Source organism: Moritella sp. 28 (genome assembly GCF_018219435.1).
GTDB lineage: Bacteria > Pseudomonadota > Gammaproteobacteria > Enterobacterales > Moritellaceae > Moritella.
On the sequence record NZ_CP056121.1, the window covers coordinates 3,497,329 to 3,520,648 of the forward strand.

Genomic DNA, 23,320 nt, shown 5'->3' on the forward strand with positions numbered 1-23,320 from the left:
CATATTACCAATTTATAGCTAGGGTTGTTTATCATAACTTACCCAATTGGAGGCAATGGCAATGAAAATCAACATGCCAATTACGGATACAGAACAGTTTATGAAAGACGGAGATATTCTTGTCTCCAAAACTGATTTAAAAGGCAGTATTACATTCGTAAATCGCGCTTTTATTGAGCTAAGTGGATTTACCGAAGCAGAGTTATTACGTAAAAGTCACAGTATCGTTCGGCATCCCGATATGCCAGCAGCCGCGTTTAAAGACCTGTGGGAAACAATACAGCAAGGTAATCCGTGGACAGGTATTATTAAGAATAGAGTAAAAAATGGTGATTTTTATTGGGTGATCGCCAATGTTATCCCCATCAAAAAAAACGGTCAAGTCATCGAATTTATGTCGGTCAGAACCAAACCAACACAGCAAGAAGTTAAAGACGCAGAGCTCACCTATCTGGCGATGAATACCGATAACCAACCACGTAAAAAGCCATTGAACACACTCAAACAACTGCTTGTTAACACCGGACTCAAAGCCAAAGTATCAATATTGACCACATTTGTCGCTTTTATCTTAGTCGCAGGCGCGCTTATTCAATACACAAGCGTGCACAAAATAGAGGCCACTTGGGATAACTACCAAACCAATGTCACCGCACGTGGGGCGCTCATTAACGAGATCACATCCTCATTAGGTTACGGCGGTATCATTCCGCACTTTAAAAATTATGCTTTACATCAGGATGATAACTACCGACAGCAGTTTATTCAAAGTTATACAAAATTACTTAATCAGCTCAGTCGCTACCAAGCACTACCAGATATTAATTTACAAGAGCAACACGCGTTAAAAGATATCTCACTTGTCGCAGAGCAATATCGCCAGCATCTAGACAGTATTCAATCACTTATCACTAACGGTGTTGGAACAAGCCAAATTGATACCAGTGTGAACATTGATGATGAACCTGCGCTTAATGCACTTTCACAATTGCAGCAAAACTATACATCACTCACGCTGCAAGCTGCCAGCACGCTACATACACAAATCGCGGATTCATTCGTAAGTCTTGGCATTGAAAGACTGGCAACATTCCTCATCCTAGCCTGTCTTTCCATCATGGTATTACACCGAGCTATCATGAAGCCAATCAAACAGTTAATTGGTATTTTCAGTCAAATTAATGAAGGTAAATACGAGAACAAATTTGAAATTCGTAATAACAGTGAGTTTGGTCGATTATTTCAAGCCATTTACATCACCCAGACCAAACTCAATTTCGATATTCAAGAGTCACGATTAACCGCCGAAGAAGCATTACGTATCAAAAATGCCTTAGACAACGTAACAGCCAATGTCATGGTGGCAGATGGTCAACGTAATATTATTTATATGAATGAGTCGGTTGATAAATTACTTAAAAATGCTGAAAAAGATTTCAAAAAAGAGTTACCCGACTTTAATGTCGACAATTTATTCGGCTCAAGTATCGATGTATTTCATAAAGACCCACAACATCAACAGCAGATACTACAAGGATTGTCATCTACCCATGAGGCAAATATCAATATTGGCGGTAGAACCATGCAGTTAACACTTAATCCAGTGATAAACGCAGCGAATGAACGTCTCGGTACCGTCGTGGAATGGAATGATAAAACCGCAGAGCTAGCAATCGAACAAGAGATCGACACGATTGTTGCAGCGGCGGCAAATGGTGATTTATCTAAACGTATTTCGCTTGAAGGTAAAAATGAGTTCTTCACGAAGTTAAGCTTAGGATTAAATGAGTTACTCGAAAGCTCATCGTCGTTTGTCAGCGATGTCGGGGGCTTATTCTCTTGTATGTCTGAAGGTGATTTAACCCAGTCAATCGAGCAAGAATATAATGGTGAATTTCAAAAGATTAAAAATGATGCCAATAATACTATCGCTAAACTCACTTCGATCATCAGCCAGATCCGAACCTCTGCAGAGACGGTAAGTACAGCATCACACGAAATTGCACTGGGTAATACCGACCTCAGTCAACGCACTGAAGAACAAGCTTGCTCTCTTGAACAAACAGCATCGAGTATGGAAGAAATCACCGCTACCGTGAAACAAAGTGCAGCCAATACCGATGAAGCAAATAAACTTGCAACAGAAGCTAAAAACAAAGCACAGAACGGCGGTAAAACCGTACAAGATGCGGTTTCAGCAATGAAAGATATTCTCACCGCGAGTAATCGTATCAATGATATTATCAGCGTCATCGATGAAATCGCATTTCAAACGAATCTACTCGCACTGAACGCCGCTGTAGAAGCTGCGCGAGCCGGAGAACAAGGACGTGGATTTGCTGTCGTAGCTGCTGAAGTCAGAAATCTATCACAACGCTCGGCTGATGCAGCAAAAGAAATTAAAGACCTGATCCGTGACAGTGTTGAAAAAGTAAAAAGAGGGTCATCACTGGTTAATGACTCGGGTGAAACCTTACAAGAAATCGTTCATTCTGTTGAACATGTTGCTAGTATGATTGCAGAAGTCAGTAACGCAGCAACGGAACAATCCTGCGGTATTGAGCAGGTGAATCAAGCTGTAAATCAAATGGACGAGGTTACCCAACAGAACGCCTCACTGGTAGAGCAAGCATCGGCTGCCAGCTCTGCCATGTCAGAACAAGTTAATCACATGACCCAGTTAATTCAATTCTTTAAATTGATAAAAACAGAGCAACAAGAAACCATCCTTCAAAACGGACAACACGCACCACAAGAACAGCGACAACGTCGTCATAATACAAGCTACCGCCATGGACTACAATCCACTACACCGCCAATAACGGCGCAGAAAAAGCAATCCAATGACAAGGCGATAGCCGCATTATCAAATAACGAAAGTTGGGATGAATTTTAGCTCAACATTAATCGCCACCAGATCCCAGGCAAACTGGTGAATCCGGTGGTGAACCATTTAACCTCACCATCTTTCACAATTAAGATGGTTGGGGTGACCTTCACATTCCAGTCACGACCCAAGTCATAGTTTTCATCATTCACTACATCAAAATCATACTCATGATGCTGTAAGTATTTCTTCACCCTTATCTCTTCACCAGAACTTAAGGCGACAGTCACCACCGGGTAGTATTCCGATAATGTCTCAACCGCAGGGCTAACAAAACGACACACAGGACACCAGGTTGCCCAAAAATAAACAACCACAGCTTGATCTTTACTTAACTCGGCAAGGTCAACCTGTTCTCCGGCCAATGTCATCCCAGCTAATGCTGGAATGTTATGTTTCGGAAACTCTTTCCCACGCCATACATCCACAGCCGTAGTAATAACAAGGGCTAACAATAGAAATATCACTAATTGCTTAGTCCAACCAAGTAGCCGTTGTTTCATTTATTTGCTTCCTTTGATGATGAAATTAATATCAACACTACTTGTTACGTTGTGCTTCTAGTGCACGTTTCACTTGCTGTTTAAGCTTCTCGTAAGGCACAAGGCCACCGACAATTTGATCAGCAAAGATAAGACCCGGTGTTCCAGTTAATCCAAACTCACGCATCAAGTTCATACTACCATTAATTGTAGTTTCAACACTCGCACCCGTATTATCTACCCATTCATCAGTGCCCGTTAGTTTACCTACTTTCTCAATAGCATCACTGTCTAAACGGCTCGGACGTGACATTAATTTTTTGTGTAATTCATCGAATTTTGCAGGTTCTTTTTCCCAAACAGTTAATGCTAGCTCAGCGGCTTCTTTGGAGCTTGGACCTAAGATTGGCACAAATTTATAGACAACACGTACTTCAGGAAACTCTTCGACTAATCGATCTAATATTGGCTCAATTTTTTTGCAGTAAGAGCAGTTGAAGTCAGTAAAGTAAGCAATGGTTAGCTTAGGATTTTCAGCGCCCATCCACGGATCCATTTTATTATTAAACAAGGCTGCATGATTATCACCTAAGCTTTGATCTTGTTGCGCTTTAACTTTTTTCTGTTCGTGAGCCTGTAGCGCAATAATTGCTTCTTTTAAGATTTCAGGATTATTTACCAAGGTTTCTTTTACCATTTGGTTAAACTTATCTTGTTGTACAGCCGTCATATCTATTTGTTCTGGTGCTGCCCACGCCATTTGCGTCGCTAAAATAGCGGCTGAGATAGTGGTAGAAAGTGTTAATAATTTCGTTTTCATTGTTATTCCTATTTATTAAATTTGTTTCTGTATTTATTTTACGAATCGTCATACCCCACGCATATACGCAGGGCAGAAATTAATTATTATTCGCCGCTCGCTTGCTTAATTGCATTCATCACAGCATCGCCACTTAAAATGACCGGCAGTGGTATACCGTTTGGCGCCCTAGGACCATAAACAATATTGAATGGCACACCAAAACGACCGTTACTTTGTAAGTAACCCGTCACGTTTTCAGATCTTACCGTCCAATCACCTTCCATTGTTACTACATTGTCTGTTTGCAGTTTGCTATAAACTGGATCTTGTAATACGACACCTATCTTATTCGCCTTACACGTAATACACCAATCCGCAGTGACATTCACAAATACCGTTTTACCTTCTTTGACTTGCTCATCGATACGTACAGTATCAAGATTTTGCCACACTAAGTCATCCGGTAAACCGTTTGACCACTTGCTCGTTGTTAACGACGCAGCTAACATACCACCGCTACCAAGCAACAAACCAACACTAACGCTGATAAGTACTGCGCGTTTACCTTTAAGTTTTATCATAAAACCAATAAATACCAAGCTCACAAGGCTAAACAAGCCATAAATAGCAAGTGTAGGTAAGAAATTAGACAGCAAGGTCACTAGCCATAAACAAGTCAGCATTAATAAACCAGCAAAAACAGTTTTCACCGACCCCATCCAGCCACCAGGTCTAGGCAATAGACTGACAAGGCTTGGAAAAGTTGCAACTAACAACCACGGCAGGGCCATGCCAATGGCTAAAGCAGTAAAGATAACAAATAAACTTAACGTATCAGCACCCAGCGCATAAGCAACCGCGGTACCCAAAAATGGTGCGCTACAAGGCGTTGCGAGTAACGTAGCGAACATGCCCTGCAAGAAATGCCCACGATTACTGTCATCACCCGCGGTGGCTAATTTCGTTTGTAAGTTTGACGATAAACTAAACTCAAATGCCCCTAACATGTTTAATGAGAATACAGCTGTGATAATAACCATAACCGCAATAAACCAGGGACTTTGGAATTGAATCCCCCAGCCGATAGCCTGACCCGATACTTTTAATGTAAAAATGAAGGCCGCAAGTAACCAGAACGACACGATAATACCAGCCGCAGAAGCAAGAAATTGTTGCCTTATTTTACCCTTCTCGACACTTGGCGCATCGATAATAGTACTCAATTTCATGCCCAGAACCGGCAATACACACGGCATTATATTGAGGATTAAGCCACCTAATAAAGCAAACAGTACTATTCCCATTAGAGACTGACCTGCGATAGTGACTTGCCCCGCAATAACAGGCGTCGAAAACTCCAACGCTTGAGCTGAAGTGATGACGGTTAAGTTTAACGTTTTATCGATTAATTCAACGTCACCCAGCCAATTACTGGCGTCGAATACCGCAATTAAATGATCACCGGACTCTTCTACCGTCTTTAGTTTAAAGGCCGTATCTAAGTCTCCATCAAGCAATAATGTCGGTGTTTCACCCCAAGTATAACCAGACACTGTCGCTTGTAATTGACTGTTAGCGTGATCCCATACTAATTGAATAGCATTATTATCATCTACTTTTATCGGTACTTGAGTAATGCTTTTGTTATATAAAAACATCGCTTCAGAATCGGCTTTCAAACTTTGAATATCAACCGACATGTTAATATTATAATCAGTTAATACGCAAATATTAGTACACGAAGATAAGGTTAATTTACCCGCCAATACCAATGGTTTATTCATGTCTTCGAACTGTAACTGTATTGGAAAGCTAACCGCATCGCTATACCCATAAGTCTCTAACCCAAGCAATGAAAAATGTTTTGGTACTGGCCACTGCCAGTCACTGTCAACAAGGTTTGTCGACTCTTGCCAATCAATACTTGGTGCGATACCGCCTTCACCCGGTGAACGCCAATAGGTTTTCCAGTCATCAGCAAGCTTTACTTCAAGTACAGCGGGCACTGTATTATTGGTTTTATCCACTTGCCCTGTCAGCATAAAGCGTAACTGAATTGGTGGGTGTGATGGTGCTTGTAACCAGCCTGTTGTTTGCGCTGAAATACTCGCGGATATAAATAGCAAGCAAGTCACAAATAAGGTTTTTATTGTCTTCAAGTCATATCTCCAAAAAGTACTTAAAGTCATCTTGCTGATGCTTTAATACCAATTGTATTTAATGGGGCGTCGATAAAAATAATTATTCTTTTGTATACCCAAGCTATAAACATCAATTAAATACGCTTTAATATAAAACAGTGATTAAATTTTGTATTTTAAGCTATCGCAGAGGTATATTAAGAAATATTACTCTTCAAATTTACACAAAATAAGGTGACGGCGTCGAGAAGGGACAAATGTATTTGCTAGATAAGTAAAGTTGAGTGGCTGACGCGTAAAATAATGACTGAATAGGATGATCATTAAAATGACCATGACTAGCTCGTCCATATGCGTACTGGATTTTTGTAATAATTTCTCAGTCAGTTTACAGACACCGCCACTGCTATCAAGATAACTGGCATCTGTAAGTTCCGTGTTCACCACTGCGCTAAAATCAGCACTATAGTTCACACTTTCATTAGCACGAGTCTGGCTATTTAACTCAGCACTGGTTAATTGAGCATTACTTAACACAGGTTGATTAAATGAATAAGCATTGTTAACCATACAAACAATCAAAAACGCTACTATTAACAGTAGGCTTATATTTGCGTTGTTTGTTGGTTTAGTGATGCGCATACATTCTTACGTTGTCATTAATCATAGGGTTTATTTTTACCGACAATCATAAAATATAACAAGTAAGACTAATTAAAATTACCCTTCTTTACGCAAATACCGCCAATAAACGGCGTAATATAATAAAATGTTGCGATGAATTTCATTAACTGCTGGTGTTTTTGTCATTTTAGCCTAGAATCCCGCCTTCTAATTCATTTCTCTTTATCCAGTGTTGATAACAAAACGTATCGCGATGATTAAGTAGAATGAAAAAGCACAAATAAGATATCCAAGCTAGTCTCAGATAAAGCATCCTAAAGTAGTTTGGGGATATCACCACACTGAATAATCGCTAGGAAATAGACACATGGCAAAAGGTAAAAAGTACGATTTTAATTTGGTACTAGTAGACGGTTCTTGGACTGCTGAAATCGTGAGAAAAATCACATCTAAAAAAACAGTTGTATCAAAAAGCCAAGCTGGCTTTGCTTCAGAAGCAGAAGCACAAGTTTGGGCTGAAACTGAATTAAAAGGTTTTTTACAAAACCAAATCGAACGTAACGCACGTCGTATTCGCCTCGTTTCAGAAAGCGTTGAAGATAATGCAGAAGAAATCGTTGAAGAGTCTGACGAATCAGAAGAAGACGACGCTTAATATCACCCAGATATAAGCAACGCCTTACTGCCATCGCTAATTACGCTTAATTAGCGATGGCTACTCAACACAAGCGCCCTCTAACACATCATGTGCATCAGGTAAGAATATCTCAAGTAATGATAACTGGTTGCTCTGCCATCTAAAATAAGAACGTCTTGCATACACTATTTCCGTTCTATCTAGATTTATCATGCCACAATCAAGCTGACTAACGTGGAAAAACGTATACTCACTACGCTTTACATTCTGCTCTGCAAATAATAATTGTTCACCCAAAGATTTATCTCCAAGCTCACAAAATTTATTCACTATCACAGCGTCCTCTGACATTAAAGACGATCGCGCTAATATTAAACTAGACTGGTTGTTCATCAATATGCTTTGACGAAAAAACGTACTCGGATCCAACTTACCTTTTTCTTGCTCAATAATATGGAAATTGTCACATCTAGCTTTAAGTCGCTTGGTCAGAGACCCGGGATCATTCATATAATGAGGTACTAAGTTAACAGCAGGTACTAATTTCATGAAAAGTCCTTCTCAAAGCAGACTTCATTCTCTTTTACGTTTAACGTCTCCTCCTTTGGCTCTTTTATATCGAGAAAACGTGCGCACAAGCATGCAGCAATAGTCGAGATCATGGCAAAGATAAGAAAAACTAGCCCATCTGGTAGTAGCATATTTAACTGTAAAACAAATGCACTAAGCGCCTGCCCTAAAAAGTAAGACATTACAAATCCACTCATTAAACGAGCACGCAGTACCGCAGTACTTAACGACATTATCATATGGCTTAGCGTTGGTAGTAATAATCCAAAACCTATTCCTGAGAATACAATCGTGACATAAGCCCGCCATTCAAATTGAGTTAGTGCAAGAAAAGTTAATGCAATGGCGTAACAGGTAAAGCAAATAACCAATAACCATCGCTCACCCAACGTTGACAACATATGCCTAAACAAATAAGCGACAATCACCGAAATCACGCTCATACCGGCCATAACTATGCCGATCATACTACTCGTTAAGGATAAAGATGAAGCCAGTGTAAAAGGTAAATTAATAAGGATCATATAGTAAAAAAGCATACCAATTAAGCCCATTGCATAGGAAGGAAAGACCCCTTTAATATCAGATAGTGTTAAACGTTTTGTGATCTCATAATCCCTATGGATGGGTATAGTAATCGCCTTTGCTGACATAATTAAAATAACAAAAGACAGTAAATATAGGGCAAACGGGAAACGCCAACTATATTCTGCTAAGCTACCGCTTAAGAGCACAAACACAATTCCCCCCAGATTAACTGCGATTGATTGAAAAGAGATAAAATCTGTACGCGATTTACCTTGAAATGCACTTCCTATAATATGATTGATAACAGTCATACATATCGCAATACCAATGCCGAATAACAAGCGAAAACATAATAACGCATAGATTGAGTTAAGCCATAGACCACTGCTACCTGCGGCACCATAAATAAACAACCCAATAAGTAGTGTGTTTTTTTCTCCAGTGAATCTCATTAGCTTGTCAACAAATGGCGCAGATAATACCACCCCTATCGCAGGTAATGTCATGAGTAATGACACGCAGAACGGGTCATTAAACACCTGATTAATCTGTGTCAATGAAGGGCCTATAGCAGCGTTCCCCATAATAAGTAAGCTACTCCCCAATAATAAACAAATTTTCATTAAGGTATTCGATTTATACGTAGGCATTGATTCTCTCTATTTGTTGAAATCAGAATAATCAGAGAGATAAATTTAATTAATTTAATATTATTGTTTAATTTTATATTTGTAGGTATCTCTCTTCCATGCACTATATTGATTTCATCGTCACCGCAATAGTCTCAATAAAGCAACACAGCGTTGCTCGTTTTCAACCTTGCTTAATAGCGTTAAATAGTTAAGATAAACTCAGTGTTAGCAGACTCAGTTCGTTAAACAACCTATATCTATGAGTAGTTGTAGTGAAGATAAAACCTTTACACCGCATAATACCCATTTTATTTACGCATTATATTTAGGATAAGTATGAATTGGAATTTGAATGATTTACCTTTATTTATTGCCGTAGCTGAAAGCAACAGTTTTTCAAAAGCAGCTGTACGATTAAACATACAAAAATCAAGTGTTAGTCGTGCTATAGCCCGCTTAGAAGAGCGGCTTAATGTGAAACTCCTAGAACGTAACAATCGTTATCTTCGTCTGACTTCTGATGGAGCGCAACTGTATCAGCAACTAAAACCATTACTCGAACAGGTTAGCCTTGCTGGTGATGAATTGTGCCAAAAAGGACTTGCCGGGGAATTAAATATCGCTGTCACCTTGGCATTTTCACGAGAAGTCATGGCTCCACATTTAAATGACTTTGTTACGCGTTTTCCAGACATTCGCTTAAACATGAAAAGTACAACACGAATCTTGAGTTTGTATGAAGACAAGTTAGATTTAGCGATCCAGCTTGGTCCGTTGGCTCCTTCAGGGTTTTATGCCCAACATCTCGCAGATATTGAGCTTTGCTGGATGAGTTCCCCTGCCTATTTATCTGCTAACCCAGAGTTAGTCAACTCCAGTTGGTTAGAAATACAAAAACATGTGCGTTATTATCATAGCCAAGAAAATTACCCTGCTAATTTTTGTTTATTCGCACCCGATGGAAATGAATATCCTGTTACCTTCCCTATGGCAAACCAACTCGAAGATGTTCTGATGGTACGCGACTCGGTCGTGGCAGGTGCAGGAATATCCCTATTACCTGATATTTATTGTCGGAAATTAGTAAAAGAAAAGAAACTTATCAGAATTGCACCAGAAATAAAGGTTAGCCCAAATGTGTCGATTTATGCCGTCTATGCCAGTAAGAAAAGTTCATCACCACGATTAAAAACAATGCTTTCTTTTATGAACGAAATAACCACAAACTACTTGAATGATGATTAACCATAACAGAAGACCTTCAATAAACACCTAATCATTAATTATGCTTAATTAGTGATGGAAGCTCACATAAAGTCTTCTAGTGCTTGTAATACACCATCAATCCCAAACTCTGCAATCCGTCTTATGCCAACGCACCATAATTAATCACCTGTTGGTATTATTCTTTTGACGTAATAAAGGCCATATTAGATAAAGTAAATAATCAGATATATTAATTTAAATCATGCCTTTATTGTTCATCACACACACAAAGACTATAAGTCAGCCCTTCCCGCTTCATATCAGAGCATTGATAAATAAGGAAAATAAAGGAATGAAAAGATATGTAAGCAACAGGAAAAGATACGTAAATCAACGTGAATTATAAACATTTATTGATAATATGCGCCCTCAAATTAGTGTCAACAAAAAGTTAAGATGTCGGCACACCGCAACATACTAAACATTTTTTTAGTATGTCGCTTTGCAGAAATAGATTAAAAACTTACATGCAATGATTAGCTAAAAAGCAGTAAGCATTACTTCCAGGACGGACTAAGTTATTTAACATTTCTATATATATATTACTTTATTCCGAAAAAGGTTAGAAAATGATACGTTTTACGTCTTGGTTATTACTCTTTTGTACATTAGGTATATTAACCGCTTGTGGTGGTGGGGGCGGTAGTAGCGCTGGTAGCAGTGAAGCACCAAAGCCTTCAGATAAAAAAACACTGACATCAATCCAGATCAATATCAAGCAAGCAACAACATTTGGTAACATTAAACATGATATTGCAGCAGGATTTACCCAGTCATATGATGCCGTCGGTTATTATAGCGATGGCGCTACACAGGTCATAACTGATGACGTAACTTGGCAAGTCGATAATGAAGCACTGGCAGTTATTACAAATGGTAAAGTAGAAGGGCTTAAGTCCGGGGTTGTAATGATAACAGCCTCAAAAGGCAATGTGATTAGCCCAAAAACAAGGCTGAGAATCACAGATGCAGTTCCTTTATCAATTAGTATTGACCTGAAAGCACATGAGATGCTCCAAGGTCAAAAACAAGATATATCATTAACCGCAACATTATCCGATGACAGTGTAAGTAGAGTCACTGATGGTGTCACTTGGATAACTTCGGCTGGAATTGAGGTTAGCGGAGGTAAGGTAGTCGCAATGCAAGCAGGTAGCGCAACCCTAACAGGATCTTATCGTGGCTTAAGCTCAAGCATCGACTTAGTGGTAAAACCAGCGGTACTAGAGAATCTCAAAATTGAAGTCAAATCTAATGAAATTAATTTACCGAAAGGCTTAACGAAAAAAATTACCGTTAAAGGGATTTATAGCAACGACGAATCTAAGGATCTAAGTGACGAAGTAACATTAGTTATTGATGATGAAAGCATCGCTCATCTCAATAAACAGGGCGAGCTAGTTGCTATCAAAGAAGGTAACACCCGTGTGCATGCTGAATACTTATCTATTCAATCACCATCTATTCCTGTTGTCGTTACAGCTGAAACATTAAAAAAACTAGTGATCAGTGCAGATGAAAGCATCAATAAAGGCCTAAGTACCCAGATTCATATTACTGGTGAATTTACCGATGGCAAACAAGGCCCCTTCACAGGCGAAGTCAACTGGTTTGTAAAAAGCATATTCGGGAACGGTTCTGAAATTTTAACCGTAGTTCAAGGACAGGCTACTGCGATTGGAAAGGGTAGTGTAGAGGTTTGGGCACAAGCAGATGACGTAACAAGTGAGTCGATCTGGATTAATGTAGAAGATGAAAAATTACAAAAACTCATTCTAACAGTAGATACATCTAATATTATCCCAAACCAGACGACAAATTATAAAGTAATGGGTCAATATAGTGATAATACCGAAGTGAATTTAACAAGAAATGGGTTAATAATCTCAGACAGTGAAAATGTGAAGGTTGACTTGATACATGGAGAAATTGTCGGAAAACACCCCGGCCACGCGACTGTAACCGCATCAATGGGTGATATAAGCAGTGACCCGATTACCATAACGGTAACAAAGGCTAAGCTAACTAACTTATTAATCGATGTAAATAACTTTCGACTCCATCCTAAGCAAACCTTTAGCCCCAATGTTTACGCCTATTACGATAGGGAAAATACTCCTCGTAACGTTAATACGATGGTTACTTGGTATAGTGATAATGCCTCCATCATTACAGTTGATGATAATAATTTAGTCGCGAAGTCACCAGGTAGGACCACTGTATGGTGTACTTTAGATGGTATAGAGAGTGATCATGTTGAGCTAGAGGTCACCGATGCAATACCAACAGATTTGGATATAACGCCGAAGAACACGGTAACTAAAGCAGGGTACTCCGTCCTATACAAAGCTGTTGCGACATACTCTGACAACTCAACGAAAGATGTGACAAACCAGGTTGAATGGAAAAGTTCAGATATTGAAAAAGCATCTTTTATAGGTAATACGCTCCATACCCAAAATGCGGGAAGGGTCACCATTCACGCAACATTCGGTACATTAACAGATAACGCTAGTCTTACGATTAGTGACGCTAAATTAGTGGCGCTGTTTATAAACCCAAAGGAAGGTAGTATTGCTGTCGGCCAAACATATACAGTAACAGGGATTGCTAGTAATAGTTCATATCAAAATTTTGATATCGATGTAAATAAATTCAACTGGAAGAGTGCTAATGAAAAAGTGCTAGCTTTAACTTCACCAGGTAAGTTCAAAGCAATGTCTGAAGGCTACTCCAAAATTACAGCAATCGAGAAAACGGGCTCAAAAGTAAAATCTTCGAGGCACTTTACTGTAGGTCATAAAGCGTTAAACGATATCCTTATTAATGCGACTTCCTTCAAACTGATTTCTGGTACTAGTATGAAGCTTAGTGCAACAGGTATATACACTGACGGCACAAACGATGACATAAGTGGTCAAGTAGAGTGGAGCAGTAACTCTGAAGCAATAACGATTGACAAGGATAGTATTGCTCATGCGCAAGACGATAGCACCTCGTCTAATACGGAAATTTCTGCTAAATTAGGTGATATTGATAATACAGCTACTTTCAATATCAGCAACTCCGAAGAAAAGTAATTGTCATTAACATAGGTAAAAGTTGATATATGTAATGCCGCTCAATTAAAATGAGCGGCATTTTATTTTGTAATCTCGTCATGTAACCCCTACTCCAAGCAATTGGATCATCCCATTAATCAAGTAACAGTACCGCGACAATCAATGATAAATCTAATAGTCTCCTTATCCCCTCAAAAAACATTCCATCCAAGATGAATTTAAACAATTGATATTTATCGCATAAATAGAAAGTGAAAAGATACGTAAGCATCGAGAAAAGATATGTAATCAACAGGAAAAGATACGTAAATAAACGTGAGTTATAAACATTTTTTGATAAAATCCCGCCTCAAATTAGTGCCAGCAAAAAATTAAAATGTCGGCACAGCCGCAATATACTAAACATTTTTTAATATGTTGCTTTGCAGAAATAGATTAAAAAACTTATATGTAATTAGAAAGCAGTAAGCGTTACTTCCAGGACGGACTAAGTTATTTAATATTTCTATATATTACTTTATTCCGAAAAAGGTTAGAAAATGATACGTTTTACGTCTTGGTTATTACTCTTTTGTACATTAGGTATATTAACCGCTTGTGGTGGTGGGGGCGGTAGTAGCGCTGGTAGCAGTGAAGCACCAAAGCCTTCAGATAAAAAAACACTGACATCAATCCAGATCAATATCAAGCAAGCAACAACATTTGGTAACATTAAACACGATATTGCAGCAGGGCTTACCCAGTCATATGATGCCGTTGGTTATTATAGCGATGGTGCTACACAGGTCATAACTGATGACGTAACTTGGCAAGTCGATAATGAAGCACTTGCAGTAATTACAAATGGTAAAGTAGAAGGACTTAAGTCCGGGCTTGTAATGATCACAGCCTCAAAAGGCAATGTGATCAGCCCAAAAACAAGGCTAAAAATCACAGATGCAGTTCCTTTATCAATTAATATTGACCTGAAAGAACATGAGATGCTCCAAGGTCAAAGACAAGATATATCATTAACCGCAACATTATCCGATGACAGTGTGAGTAGAGTCACTGATGGTGTCACTTGGATAACTTCGGCTGGGATTGAGGTTATCCAAGGTAAGGTAGTCGCAATGCAAGCAGGTAGCGCAACCCTAACAGGAGCTTATCGTGGCTTAAGCTCAAGCATCGACTTAGTGGTAAAACCAGCGGTACTAGATAATCTCAAAATTGAAGTCAAATCTAATGAAATAAATTTACCGAAAGGCTTAACGAAAAAAATTACCGTTAAAGGGATTTATAGCAACGACGAATCTAAGGATCTAAGTGACGAAGTAACATTAGTTATTGATGATGAAAGCATCGCTCATCTCAATAAACAGGGCGAGCTAGTTGCTATCAAAGAAGGTAACACCCGTGTTCATGCTGAATACTTATCTATACAATCACCATCTATTCCTGTTGTCGTTACAGCGGAAACATTAACAAAACTAGTGATCACTGCAGATGAAACAAAGATTATTGAAGGTCTAAATACCCAGCTTCATATTACTGGTGAATTTACCGATGGCGAACAACGCCCCTTCACAGGCAAAGTCGACTGGTTTGTAAAAGACATGTACCAACTGGATGGATCTCATATTTTAGCCCTTGATCAAGGAAAGGCCTCTGCACTTGTACCGGGTACCGTATATGTTTCAGCAAAAGTAGGTAACGTGCAAAGTAAATCGGTCCGTATCTCTGTAGTAAAAGCAAAAGCACAAAAACTATTTCTCACCGTAGAGACACCTAATATTATCCCAAATCAGACAACAAGTTATACCGTCATGGGTCTATATGATAATGGTACCAGAAAAAATTTAACAAATGATACGTTAGTCCTTGCAGAGAGGGATAATCACACTGTGAGGATTAACCATACTGACGGAACAATTCTCGGAAAAATCCCCGGCACAACAACAATTACCGCATCTAGAGGCGACATATCAAGCGAACCGATTACCATAACGGTAACAAAGGCTAAGCTAATAAAGTTATTATTAACAGATCTGAACGAAGGTCCTGCTGGCCAAACCTTTAAACCCGAGGTTTACGGGGTTTACGAATTGGATAATGATGAGATAACTGGTGCGGAAAATCATCATAAAGTGACACAGAATGTTACCTGGCATAGTCAGGATCACAATATCATTTCGGTTGAGAATCAATCTTTAGTCGGTAAGACACCAGGCATCACCTCTATATGGTGTACTTTAAATGGTATAGAAAGTGATCATCACCAACTGATGGTTACCGCTGCAATACCAACAGATTTGGATATAACGCCGAAGAACACGACTACTAATGCAGGGTATTCCGTCCTATACCAAGCTGTTGCGACATACTCTGACAACTCAGAGAAAAATGTGACAAACCAGGTTGAATGGACAAGTTCAGAGATAGAAAGAGCATCTTTTATAGATAATACGCTCCATGCCAAAGATTCTGGTTTTGTCATCATTAGCGCAACATTCGGTAAGTTAAAAAAGAGCACTAGCCTTAAGATTGGTCAAGCCAAATTAAAAACGATTAAACTAGATGAATTGCAAGACGGTTTTGCTCTCGGTCAAAAATATCAATTATCGGGCATTGGTACTGATAGTTTAGGGAAAGCGATTGCTTTAAATGCAAAGAATTTTAATTGGCACAGTGCTGATAATTCGATTGTGACTTTCACTGCTTTACCTGGTGAAATCAAAGCGATATCAGAAGGCAGTACCGAAGTTACAGTGACCGATAAAAGTGACTCATCAATAACATTCTCTATGACGATTCAAGTAGGTCCTAAGGCGTTAAGAGAGATTCTTATTGATGCAACTTCCTTCGGACTAATTTATGGTACTGATATGAAGCTTAGTGCAACAGGTATATACACCGACGGCACAAGTAATGACATTAGTGAGAAAGTAGAGTGGAGCAGTAGCTCTGAGGTAATAACAATTGACCAAGATGGCCTTGCTCTTGCTCGTCAGCAAGACGATACAGCCTCGTCTAGTACGGATATTTCGGCTAAATTAGGTGATATTGACACCACTAAAAAATTCACTGTTAACAACATCAATGTGATCTATAGAAAACCAAATGTCGTAAGTTTCATCACAAATAGTAGCAATGTCCTCTTTAGCTTAACACCTTCAAAAGAAATATTGCGTATGATGGACTATAATACCTTAAACGAAGCGGATCGAGTGCGTCTAAGACCCGATCATGTCATTTATGAGGGGCAAGGTCAGCATCCACAATTTAAGCACTTTAACTCCAACGATGGGTCTGCTACGCAGTTTTGCGAAGGCCTATCGAATGCAAGGTTCAACGATCGCCATAATTGGAAACTTGCGTCGGTTAAAGAACTGAAAATGTTAAGAACGATGTCATTATTCGATGAGACACTAATAGATAGTGATTATTTCACCAATGCTACCGATACTAATACCATGGTTGATTTAGATAGAAAAAATGATAATCCTGTCAAGATGAATCTCCCATATGATACCCAAGGGTATGTCAGCTGCGTCTCAATAGACTAAATCATCATCAGCATAGATAAAGTTGATATATGTAATGCCGCTCAATTAAAATGAGCGGCATTTTCATTTTGTAATCTCGTCATGTAACCCCTACTCCAAGCAATTGGATCATCCCATTAATCAAGTAACAGTACCGCGACAATCAATGATAAATCTAATAGTCTCCTTATCCCCTCAAAAAACATTCCATCCAAGATGAATTTAAACAATTGATATTTATCGCATAAATAGAAAGTGAAAAGATACGTAAGCATCGAGAAAAGATATGTAAGCAACAGGAAAAGATACGTAAATCAACGTGAATTATAAACATTTATTGATAATATGCGCCCTCAAATTAGTGCCAACAAAAAATTAAAATGTCGGCATACCGCAACATACGAAACATTTTTTAATATGTTGCTTTACAGAAATAGATTAAAAACTTACATACAATGATTGCTAAAAGCAGTACTTCCAGGACGGACTCAGTTATTTAACATTTCTATATATATTACTTTATTCCGAAAAAGGTTAGAAAATGATACGTTTTACGTCTTGGTTATTACTCTTTTGTACATTAGGTATATTAACTGCTTGTGGTGGCGGTGGCGGTGGCGGCGATGGTAGCAGCAGCGGTAGTAGCAGTAGCAGTAGCAGTAGCAGTAGCAGTAGCAGTAGCAGTAGCGATAGTACTGGCGAAGCACCAAAGCCTTCAGATAAAAAAACACTGACATCAATTCAGATCCATCGCAAGCAAGCGACGACATTTGGCCGTACAGACTCCACGATCCCAGCTGGGTTTACCCAGAAATATGATGCCGTTGGTTATTATAGCGATGGGGCTACACAGGTCATAACTGATGACGTATCTTGGCAAGTCGATAATGAAGCACTGGCAGTTATTACGGGTGGTAAAGTAGAAGGACTTAAGCCCGGGGTTGTAATGATCACAGCCTCAAAAGGCAATGTGATCAGCCCAAAAACAAGGCTAAAAATCACAGATGCAGTTCCTTTATCAATTAATATTGACCTGAAAGAACATGAGATGCTCCAAGGTCAAAGACAAGATATATCATTAACCGCAACATTATCCGATGACAGTGTGAGTAGAGTCACTGATGGTGTCACTTGGATAACTTCGGCTGGGATTGAAGTTAGCGAAGGTAAGGTAGTCGCAATGCAAGCAGGTAGCGCAACCCTAACAGGATCTTATCGTGGCTTAAGCTCAAGCATCGACTTAGTGGTAAAACCTGCAGAACTACGCGAGCTCGAAGTTGTAGTCGACGTCAAATCTGATGAAATAAATTTACCGAAAGGTTTAACTAAAACACTTACAGTCAAAGGGTTTTATAGTAACAAAGAATTTAAGGACCTGAGCAACGCTGCGACATTGGTTATTGATGATGAAAGCATCGCTCATCTCAATAAACAGGGCGAGCTAGTTGCTATCAAAGAAGGTAACACCCGTGTGCATGCTGAATACTTATCTATACAATCACCATCTATTCCTGTGGTCGTTACCGCAGAAAAATTAACAACATTAGTGATCAGTGCAGATGATACCATCATTAAAGGTCTAAATACCCAGATTCATATCACTGGTGAATTTACCGATGGCACACAACGTCCCTTCACAGGCGAAGTCGACTGGTTTGTAGAAAACAAAGACACCTCAGAAAGTTCTGATATTTTAGCCATTGTTCAAGGAAAGGCCACTGCACATGCACCCGGTACCGTACGTGTCAGAGCACAAGTAGGTAGCGTGCAAAGTGAATGGATCAGCATTACGGTAGAAGAAGCAAAATTAAAAACACTATCTCTAAAAGTAGATACAACGAGCATAGTCCCAAAACAGGTAATAAAGTATACAGTCCTAGGCCAATATACTAATGGTACCAACCGCGATATCACAAAAAGTGTGAAGCTTATATCAGACAGTGACACTGTGAGAGTGAACCTCTCTGACACAATCATCACCGGAAAACAGCCCGGTACCGCGACAATTACCGCATGGGAAAATCAAGTATCTAGTAACCCGATTTCCATCACGGTAACAAAGGCTAAGCTAACCAAATTAATGGTTGTTCAGGAACCTACATTATCTATAGCGAGTGGCTTAAACCTTACACTCGATGTTCACGGGACTTATGAATACGATAATGATGATGCTGGTAAGAGTATTGTTCATACGGTTACACCGAACGTTACTTGGCATAGCCAGGACCCATCCATCATTGTGGTTGATAAGCAATCTTTAGTCGGTAAGTCACCAGGTATCACCCAAGTTTGGTGTAGCTTAGGTGGTTTAGAGAGTAAACATTTTAATGTTAAGGTCACGGATGCTGAAGCTCTGTCTTTGCTTATTACTCCGAAAGAAGAGACTACTATTGCAGGGTACTCCGTTCAATATCAAGCTTTTGCGACATACACTGACAACACGGACCACAAGGTCACTGATCGAGTTGAGTGGCATAGTGAAAATCTAAACAAAGCATTTTTTACAGGTAATACGCTAAAGACCAAACATGCTGGTCAAGTAACCATTCGCGCAACATTAGGTACGTTAACAGAGAGCACTAACCTTACAATTAGTAATGCCAAATTAGAAAAGATTAAACTAAATCAGGTGCAAGACGATATTCCTCTCGGTCAAACATATAAATTATCGGGCATTGGTATAGATAGTTTAGACAAAGAAATTTTTCTAGATGTAAACAAGTTTAATTGGAACACTGTTGATAACTCAATTGTGGATTTCATTTCGGCTGGTGAAATCAAAGCGATGAAAGAAGGCAGCACCGAAGTTACAGTAAGTGATAAAACTGACCCATCAATAAAATTTTCGATGGGAATTAATGTGGGCCCTAAAGTGTTAAAAAATATCTCCATTGAATTTACTGTAAAGTCTATAATTAATGGTACTGACCAGAAAGTGATTGCAACGGGTTTATACTCTGACGGCACAAACAAGGATATAACTAAAGAGGTGGAATGGAGCAGTGACTCTGACGCAATAGAAATTGACCAAGATGGTATTGCTCTTGCGACTATGAAATACGAGACTTTTATAACTAGTGTTTCAGCTCAATTAGGTGATATTAAAGATACTTGGAAGATAATTACTGGCAACATCAATCTTATGAACGAGGAATACAAACCCGCCCTCTTACATGTCGGTAACACTTTGTACAGCTTACCACCTTCACAAGACTCATTACCTGTAATGGGTTTTACTAATGGAGCAAGAAAGCATGATTTTTCAAGATTAGGGCATATTTATAATTATAAAAAAGGTCATTCTAATTACCCACAATTTAAAGGTGTTCACTCTAGAGATAACTCTGCTGCGCAGTATTGCAAAAATCTATCGAGTGCAGGGTACAAAAACCGCAATAATTGGACACTCGCATCGGTTAATGAGTTGCAAGTATTGAAAAAGCTCTCACTCGATGACAAACTAACGGATAGAGATTATCTATCTAACGCTACTGATACTAATACCATGGTTAATTTGAGAGAAAATGATGATTCTGTCAAGAAAGACCTCCCAAATGATACCTTAGGGTATGTCAGCTGCGTCTCAATAGACTAAATCATCGCCATTAACATCAGCATAGATAAAGTTGATATATGTAATGCCGCTCAATTAAAATGAGCGGCATTTTATTTTCATGCTTATAATTTAATTAATAAGATCATCAATGTTGTAAACACACAATCCTAACTAATTTCTTCACCTGATGCTAAGTTGGTAAAGCGTAACGGGGAAATCCAAAGTTGCGTCATATAAATTGAGCTAAATCAGCTTTTAAGAACTCAATAAACACCCGGAATTTTTCAGGAAAAAATACTCGATGAGAGTATACTGCGTATAGGTTTAACGGTGCGGCCTTGGATGCAAAATTTAACTCAATGAGACTGCCATCTTTTATATGTTCATCACAAGCATGACGAGAAAGGATAGCAAAGCCAACCCCCGATAAGGCTGCCTTAAAAGCCATTTCTCCGCTGTTCACTTTAAAGTTACTAGACACGCTTATGTGATGAAACTCCCCACTGTCTTTAATAAATTGCCACGCTTTTCCTTGCAGTGCTGTCGCTGTTGTTATGCAAGGTAATGCACTAAAATCACTGATGTTACTTGGTTTACCCCATTGCTTAATAACCTTGGGCGAAGCCACAATGCAACATGGAAACTCAGCTAGTTTTTGTGCAATGTAATCACTGTCTGGTAGATCCCCCCTAGTAACAATAATTGCAATGTCGATATCCTCAATTAAGGACTCAAATCCGGCTAAGTTCGTCGTACAGTTAATACTGATTTCAGGATATTTTAATGAAAAATCAATAATAGAATCCCCCAATAATTTGGGACCCATTTCACTCGGAATACAGAGCCTTAATGGGCCTTTAAGTTGCGTTTTATTGGATGTGATGTCAGATTCGAGTTGCGCTAAGGCGTCGAGTAATGCACCAGACCGGGAATAAAGTAGCGCACCTGACTCGGTTAACCTCATATGTCTTGTACTGCGTTCAATTAAGCGGACTTGGAGCTTATCCTCTAATTGTGAAATAGTACGACTCACGTTTGAAGATGGCATTTGTAATGCTTTTGCAGCGCCGATAAAACTGCCTTTGTCAGCCACCAAAGAAAATATTCGGAGTGAAATAAAATCAATATTACCCATTACACCATCCCATTACTGATATCAATAAGTCCAACTTATACCAGCTAATAATCATAAATGATATGAATTATATTATTTGTCATTAATCACTATTCAGCTAAAAAAGAGATAACTGACAAGACTCAACATTAGCTGGAGTGCACGTTTTACCTACATTATTAGGAATAAGGACTCATTATGAAAATAGGTATATTAGGCGGCGGTATAGGTGGATTAAGTACTGCCATTGCATTGAAACTAGAAGGCTTTGAGGTTGATGTCTATGAACGACATAGTCGACCAAGCGAGATTGGTGCCGGTATTGTATGCTGGCCGAATGCTTCATTTGTTTTAGACCAACTTGGAGTGTTAAGCCAAGTGGCTAAAGTGGCAGGTTCACTCAACTATATGCATCGTTTTTCTAGTCATGGCGAACCGTTAGGCTCACTAGACATCACTCAACTAAATCAATTAATGGCATATCCTAGTTATTCTATTCTTCGTAAAGATTTGATGGCTATATTGACTCAACGGGCTCTTGAACTGGATATCAATATACATTACCAACATGATGTAACTTCACTTTCAAATAACGATAACAACAAAGTTTATGTGCAATTTACCAATGGTAAAAATATCGAACCAGATATCATTATTGGCGCTGATGGCCGTATGAATTCATTTGCGAGAAAATATGTAAATGGTAATAACGATCCTGTTTATCAGGGTGTTATTAATTGGATTGGTGTATTTGAGTGTAAAGATGAGGTTTTCACTGATCTTTCGGTTTCAGATTACTGGGGCGTTGGAGAGCGTTTCGGAATAGTGCCTGTATCAAAAACAAAAGCTTATTGGGCTGGATGTGTCGTATCTAAAAATATAAACAAGGTAAACCCTGACTTGTATAAATCCGAACTCTGTTCACTGTTTGCTAATTGGCCTGATCCTATTATGAAGATCATCAATAAAACACCTTTATCCCGAATTAATAAAATTTATGTTCATGATCATAACCCAATAAAAATTTGGCATAAAAATAATCTGGTATTACTCGGTGATGCAGCGCACTCCGCCTTACCTACTTCTGGTCAAGGAGCTTGTCAGGCGCTGGAAGATGCATGGCACTTTGTTCATTGTTTAAAAGAAAATGTGAATGATATACCTAAGGTATTTAAGCAGTTTACCAAGTTAAGAGCGGCTAAAACGTCAAAAATTACAATGGGTGGTCGCCAAGTTGCCTCATCTATTTTTAACCAAGGCCAAGCGTTTTGTAAACAGCGGAATTTAGCGAGTAAAAATATGGATCATAAAAGCACTGTTATTGGTATAGCTAAACTCTGGACTAACGGTTTACCTATCAACGTTTAGCACTGTCGTAAATTTCGGAGCTTAACGGTATCAGCTTGCTAATTTTGAAGTCGTTATAACGCATACCTTTCATTACCGAATCAGAAGGCATTGCTTACTTTCGCCCTCGTTCATATCTCCCACCAAA

Annotated in this window: 14 protein-coding genes; 7 read left to right on the forward strand and 7 right to left on the reverse strand. The window is 38.9% G+C overall.

Features of this window, described 5'->3' with window-relative positions; all coding sequences use genetic code 11:
• Nucleotides 1-55 precede the first annotated feature (55 nt).
• On the forward strand, nt 56-2,896 hold the full coding sequence (locus tag HWV02_RS15445) for a methyl-accepting chemotaxis protein (RefSeq protein WP_211688584.1): 2,841 nt from the start codon (nt 56-58) through the stop codon (nt 2,894-2,896).
• Here HWV02_RS15445 and HWV02_RS15450 read toward each other — a convergent pair.
• The 4 genes from HWV02_RS15450 to HWV02_RS15465 all read right to left on the reverse strand — a co-directional run bounded on the left by HWV02_RS15450 (nt 2,893) and on the right by HWV02_RS15465 (nt 6,954).
• The gene (locus HWV02_RS15450) at nt 2,893-3,390 is read right to left on the reverse strand and encodes a protein disulfide oxidoreductase (protein ID WP_211688586.1); all 498 of its coding nucleotides are present in this window, start codon (nt 3,388-3,390) and stop codon (nt 2,893-2,895) included. The two genes, HWV02_RS15445 and HWV02_RS15450, sit on opposite strands and share 4 nt — an antisense overlap.
• A 37-nt stretch (nt 3,391-3,427) precedes the next feature.
• Nucleotides 3,428-4,189 carry a DsbA family protein gene (locus tag HWV02_RS15455; RefSeq protein ID WP_211676656.1) on the reverse strand — a complete coding sequence of 254 codons (762 nt, stop codon included), beginning with the start codon at nt 4,187-4,189 and terminating at the stop codon, nt 3,428-3,430.
• A gap of 86 nt (nt 4,190-4,275) precedes the next feature.
• The gene (locus tag HWV02_RS15460; protein ID WP_370629408.1) at nt 4,276-6,360 is read right to left on the reverse strand and encodes a protein-disulfide reductase DsbD family protein; all 2,085 of its coding nucleotides are present in this window, start codon (nt 6,358-6,360) and stop codon (nt 4,276-4,278) included.
• A gap of 159 nt (nt 6,361-6,519) precedes the next feature.
• Entirely contained in the window at nt 6,520-6,954 is a 435-nt protein-coding gene (locus HWV02_RS15465; RefSeq protein ID WP_211688590.1) for a hypothetical protein, read from the reverse strand.
• Nucleotides 6,955-7,303: 349 nt separating this feature from the next.
• Here HWV02_RS15465 and HWV02_RS15470 point away from each other — a divergent pair, with 349 nt between their 5' ends.
• Complete coding sequence (locus tag HWV02_RS15470; RefSeq protein ID WP_211672317.1) at nt 7,304-7,591, forward strand: DUF3622 domain-containing protein; 288 nt, start codon at nt 7,304-7,306, stop codon at nt 7,589-7,591.
• A 60-nt stretch (nt 7,592-7,651) separates the two neighbouring features.
• On the opposite strand, the gene HWV02_RS15475 is transcribed toward HWV02_RS15470, so the two are convergent.
• Nucleotides 7,652-8,122 (reverse strand): chorismate lyase, encoded by a 471-nt coding sequence (locus tag HWV02_RS15475; RefSeq protein WP_211676659.1) that lies wholly within the window; start codon nt 8,120-8,122, stop codon nt 7,652-7,654.
• The gene (locus tag HWV02_RS15480) at nt 8,119-9,321 is read right to left on the reverse strand and encodes an MFS transporter (protein WP_211676660.1); all 1,203 of its coding nucleotides are present in this window, start codon (nt 9,319-9,321) and stop codon (nt 8,119-8,121) included. Before HWV02_RS15480 ends, HWV02_RS15475 begins: the two co-directional genes overlap by 4 nt.
• Nucleotides 9,322-9,639: 318 nt before the next feature.
• On the opposite strand from HWV02_RS15480, the gene HWV02_RS15485 reads away from it, so the two are divergent.
• The 4 genes from HWV02_RS15485 (at nt 9,640) to HWV02_RS15500 (ending at nt 20,750) form a co-directional block, all read left to right on the forward strand.
• Complete coding sequence (locus HWV02_RS15485; protein ID WP_211688592.1) at nt 9,640-10,548, forward strand: LysR family transcriptional regulator; 909 nt, start codon at nt 9,640-9,642, stop codon at nt 10,546-10,548.
• A 590-nt stretch (nt 10,549-11,138) separates the two neighbouring features.
• Nucleotides 11,139-13,649: an Ig-like domain-containing protein gene (locus tag HWV02_RS15490; RefSeq protein WP_211688594.1), complete on the forward strand. Its 2,511-nt coding sequence runs from the start codon at nt 11,139-11,141 to the stop codon at nt 13,647-13,649.
• Between the two features lie 521 nt (nt 13,650-14,170).
• The gene (locus HWV02_RS15495) at nt 14,171-17,176 is read left to right on the forward strand and encodes an Ig-like domain-containing protein (RefSeq protein ID WP_211688596.1); all 3,006 of its coding nucleotides are present in this window, start codon (nt 14,171-14,173) and stop codon (nt 17,174-17,176) included.
• Between the two features lie 520 nt (nt 17,177-17,696).
• Nucleotides 17,697-20,750 (forward strand): Ig-like domain-containing protein, encoded by a 3,054-nt coding sequence (locus tag HWV02_RS15500; protein ID WP_211688598.1) that lies wholly within the window; start codon nt 17,697-17,699, stop codon nt 20,748-20,750.
• 190 nt (nt 20,751-20,940) lie between these two features.
• Here HWV02_RS15500 and HWV02_RS15505 read toward each other — a convergent pair whose 3' ends face one another.
• Nucleotides 20,941-21,846 carry a LysR family transcriptional regulator gene (locus HWV02_RS15505; RefSeq protein ID WP_211688600.1) on the reverse strand — a complete coding sequence of 302 codons (906 nt, stop codon included), beginning with the start codon at nt 21,844-21,846 and terminating at the stop codon, nt 20,941-20,943.
• Nucleotides 21,847-22,023: 177 nt separating this feature from the next.
• Between HWV02_RS15505 and HWV02_RS15510 the strand changes: the two genes are divergently transcribed.
• Nucleotides 22,024-23,193, forward strand: coding sequence for an FAD-dependent monooxygenase (locus HWV02_RS15510; RefSeq protein ID WP_211688602.1), 1,170 nt, complete (start codon nt 22,024-22,026; stop codon nt 23,191-23,193).
• Nucleotides 23,194-23,320: the final 127 nt, after the last annotated feature.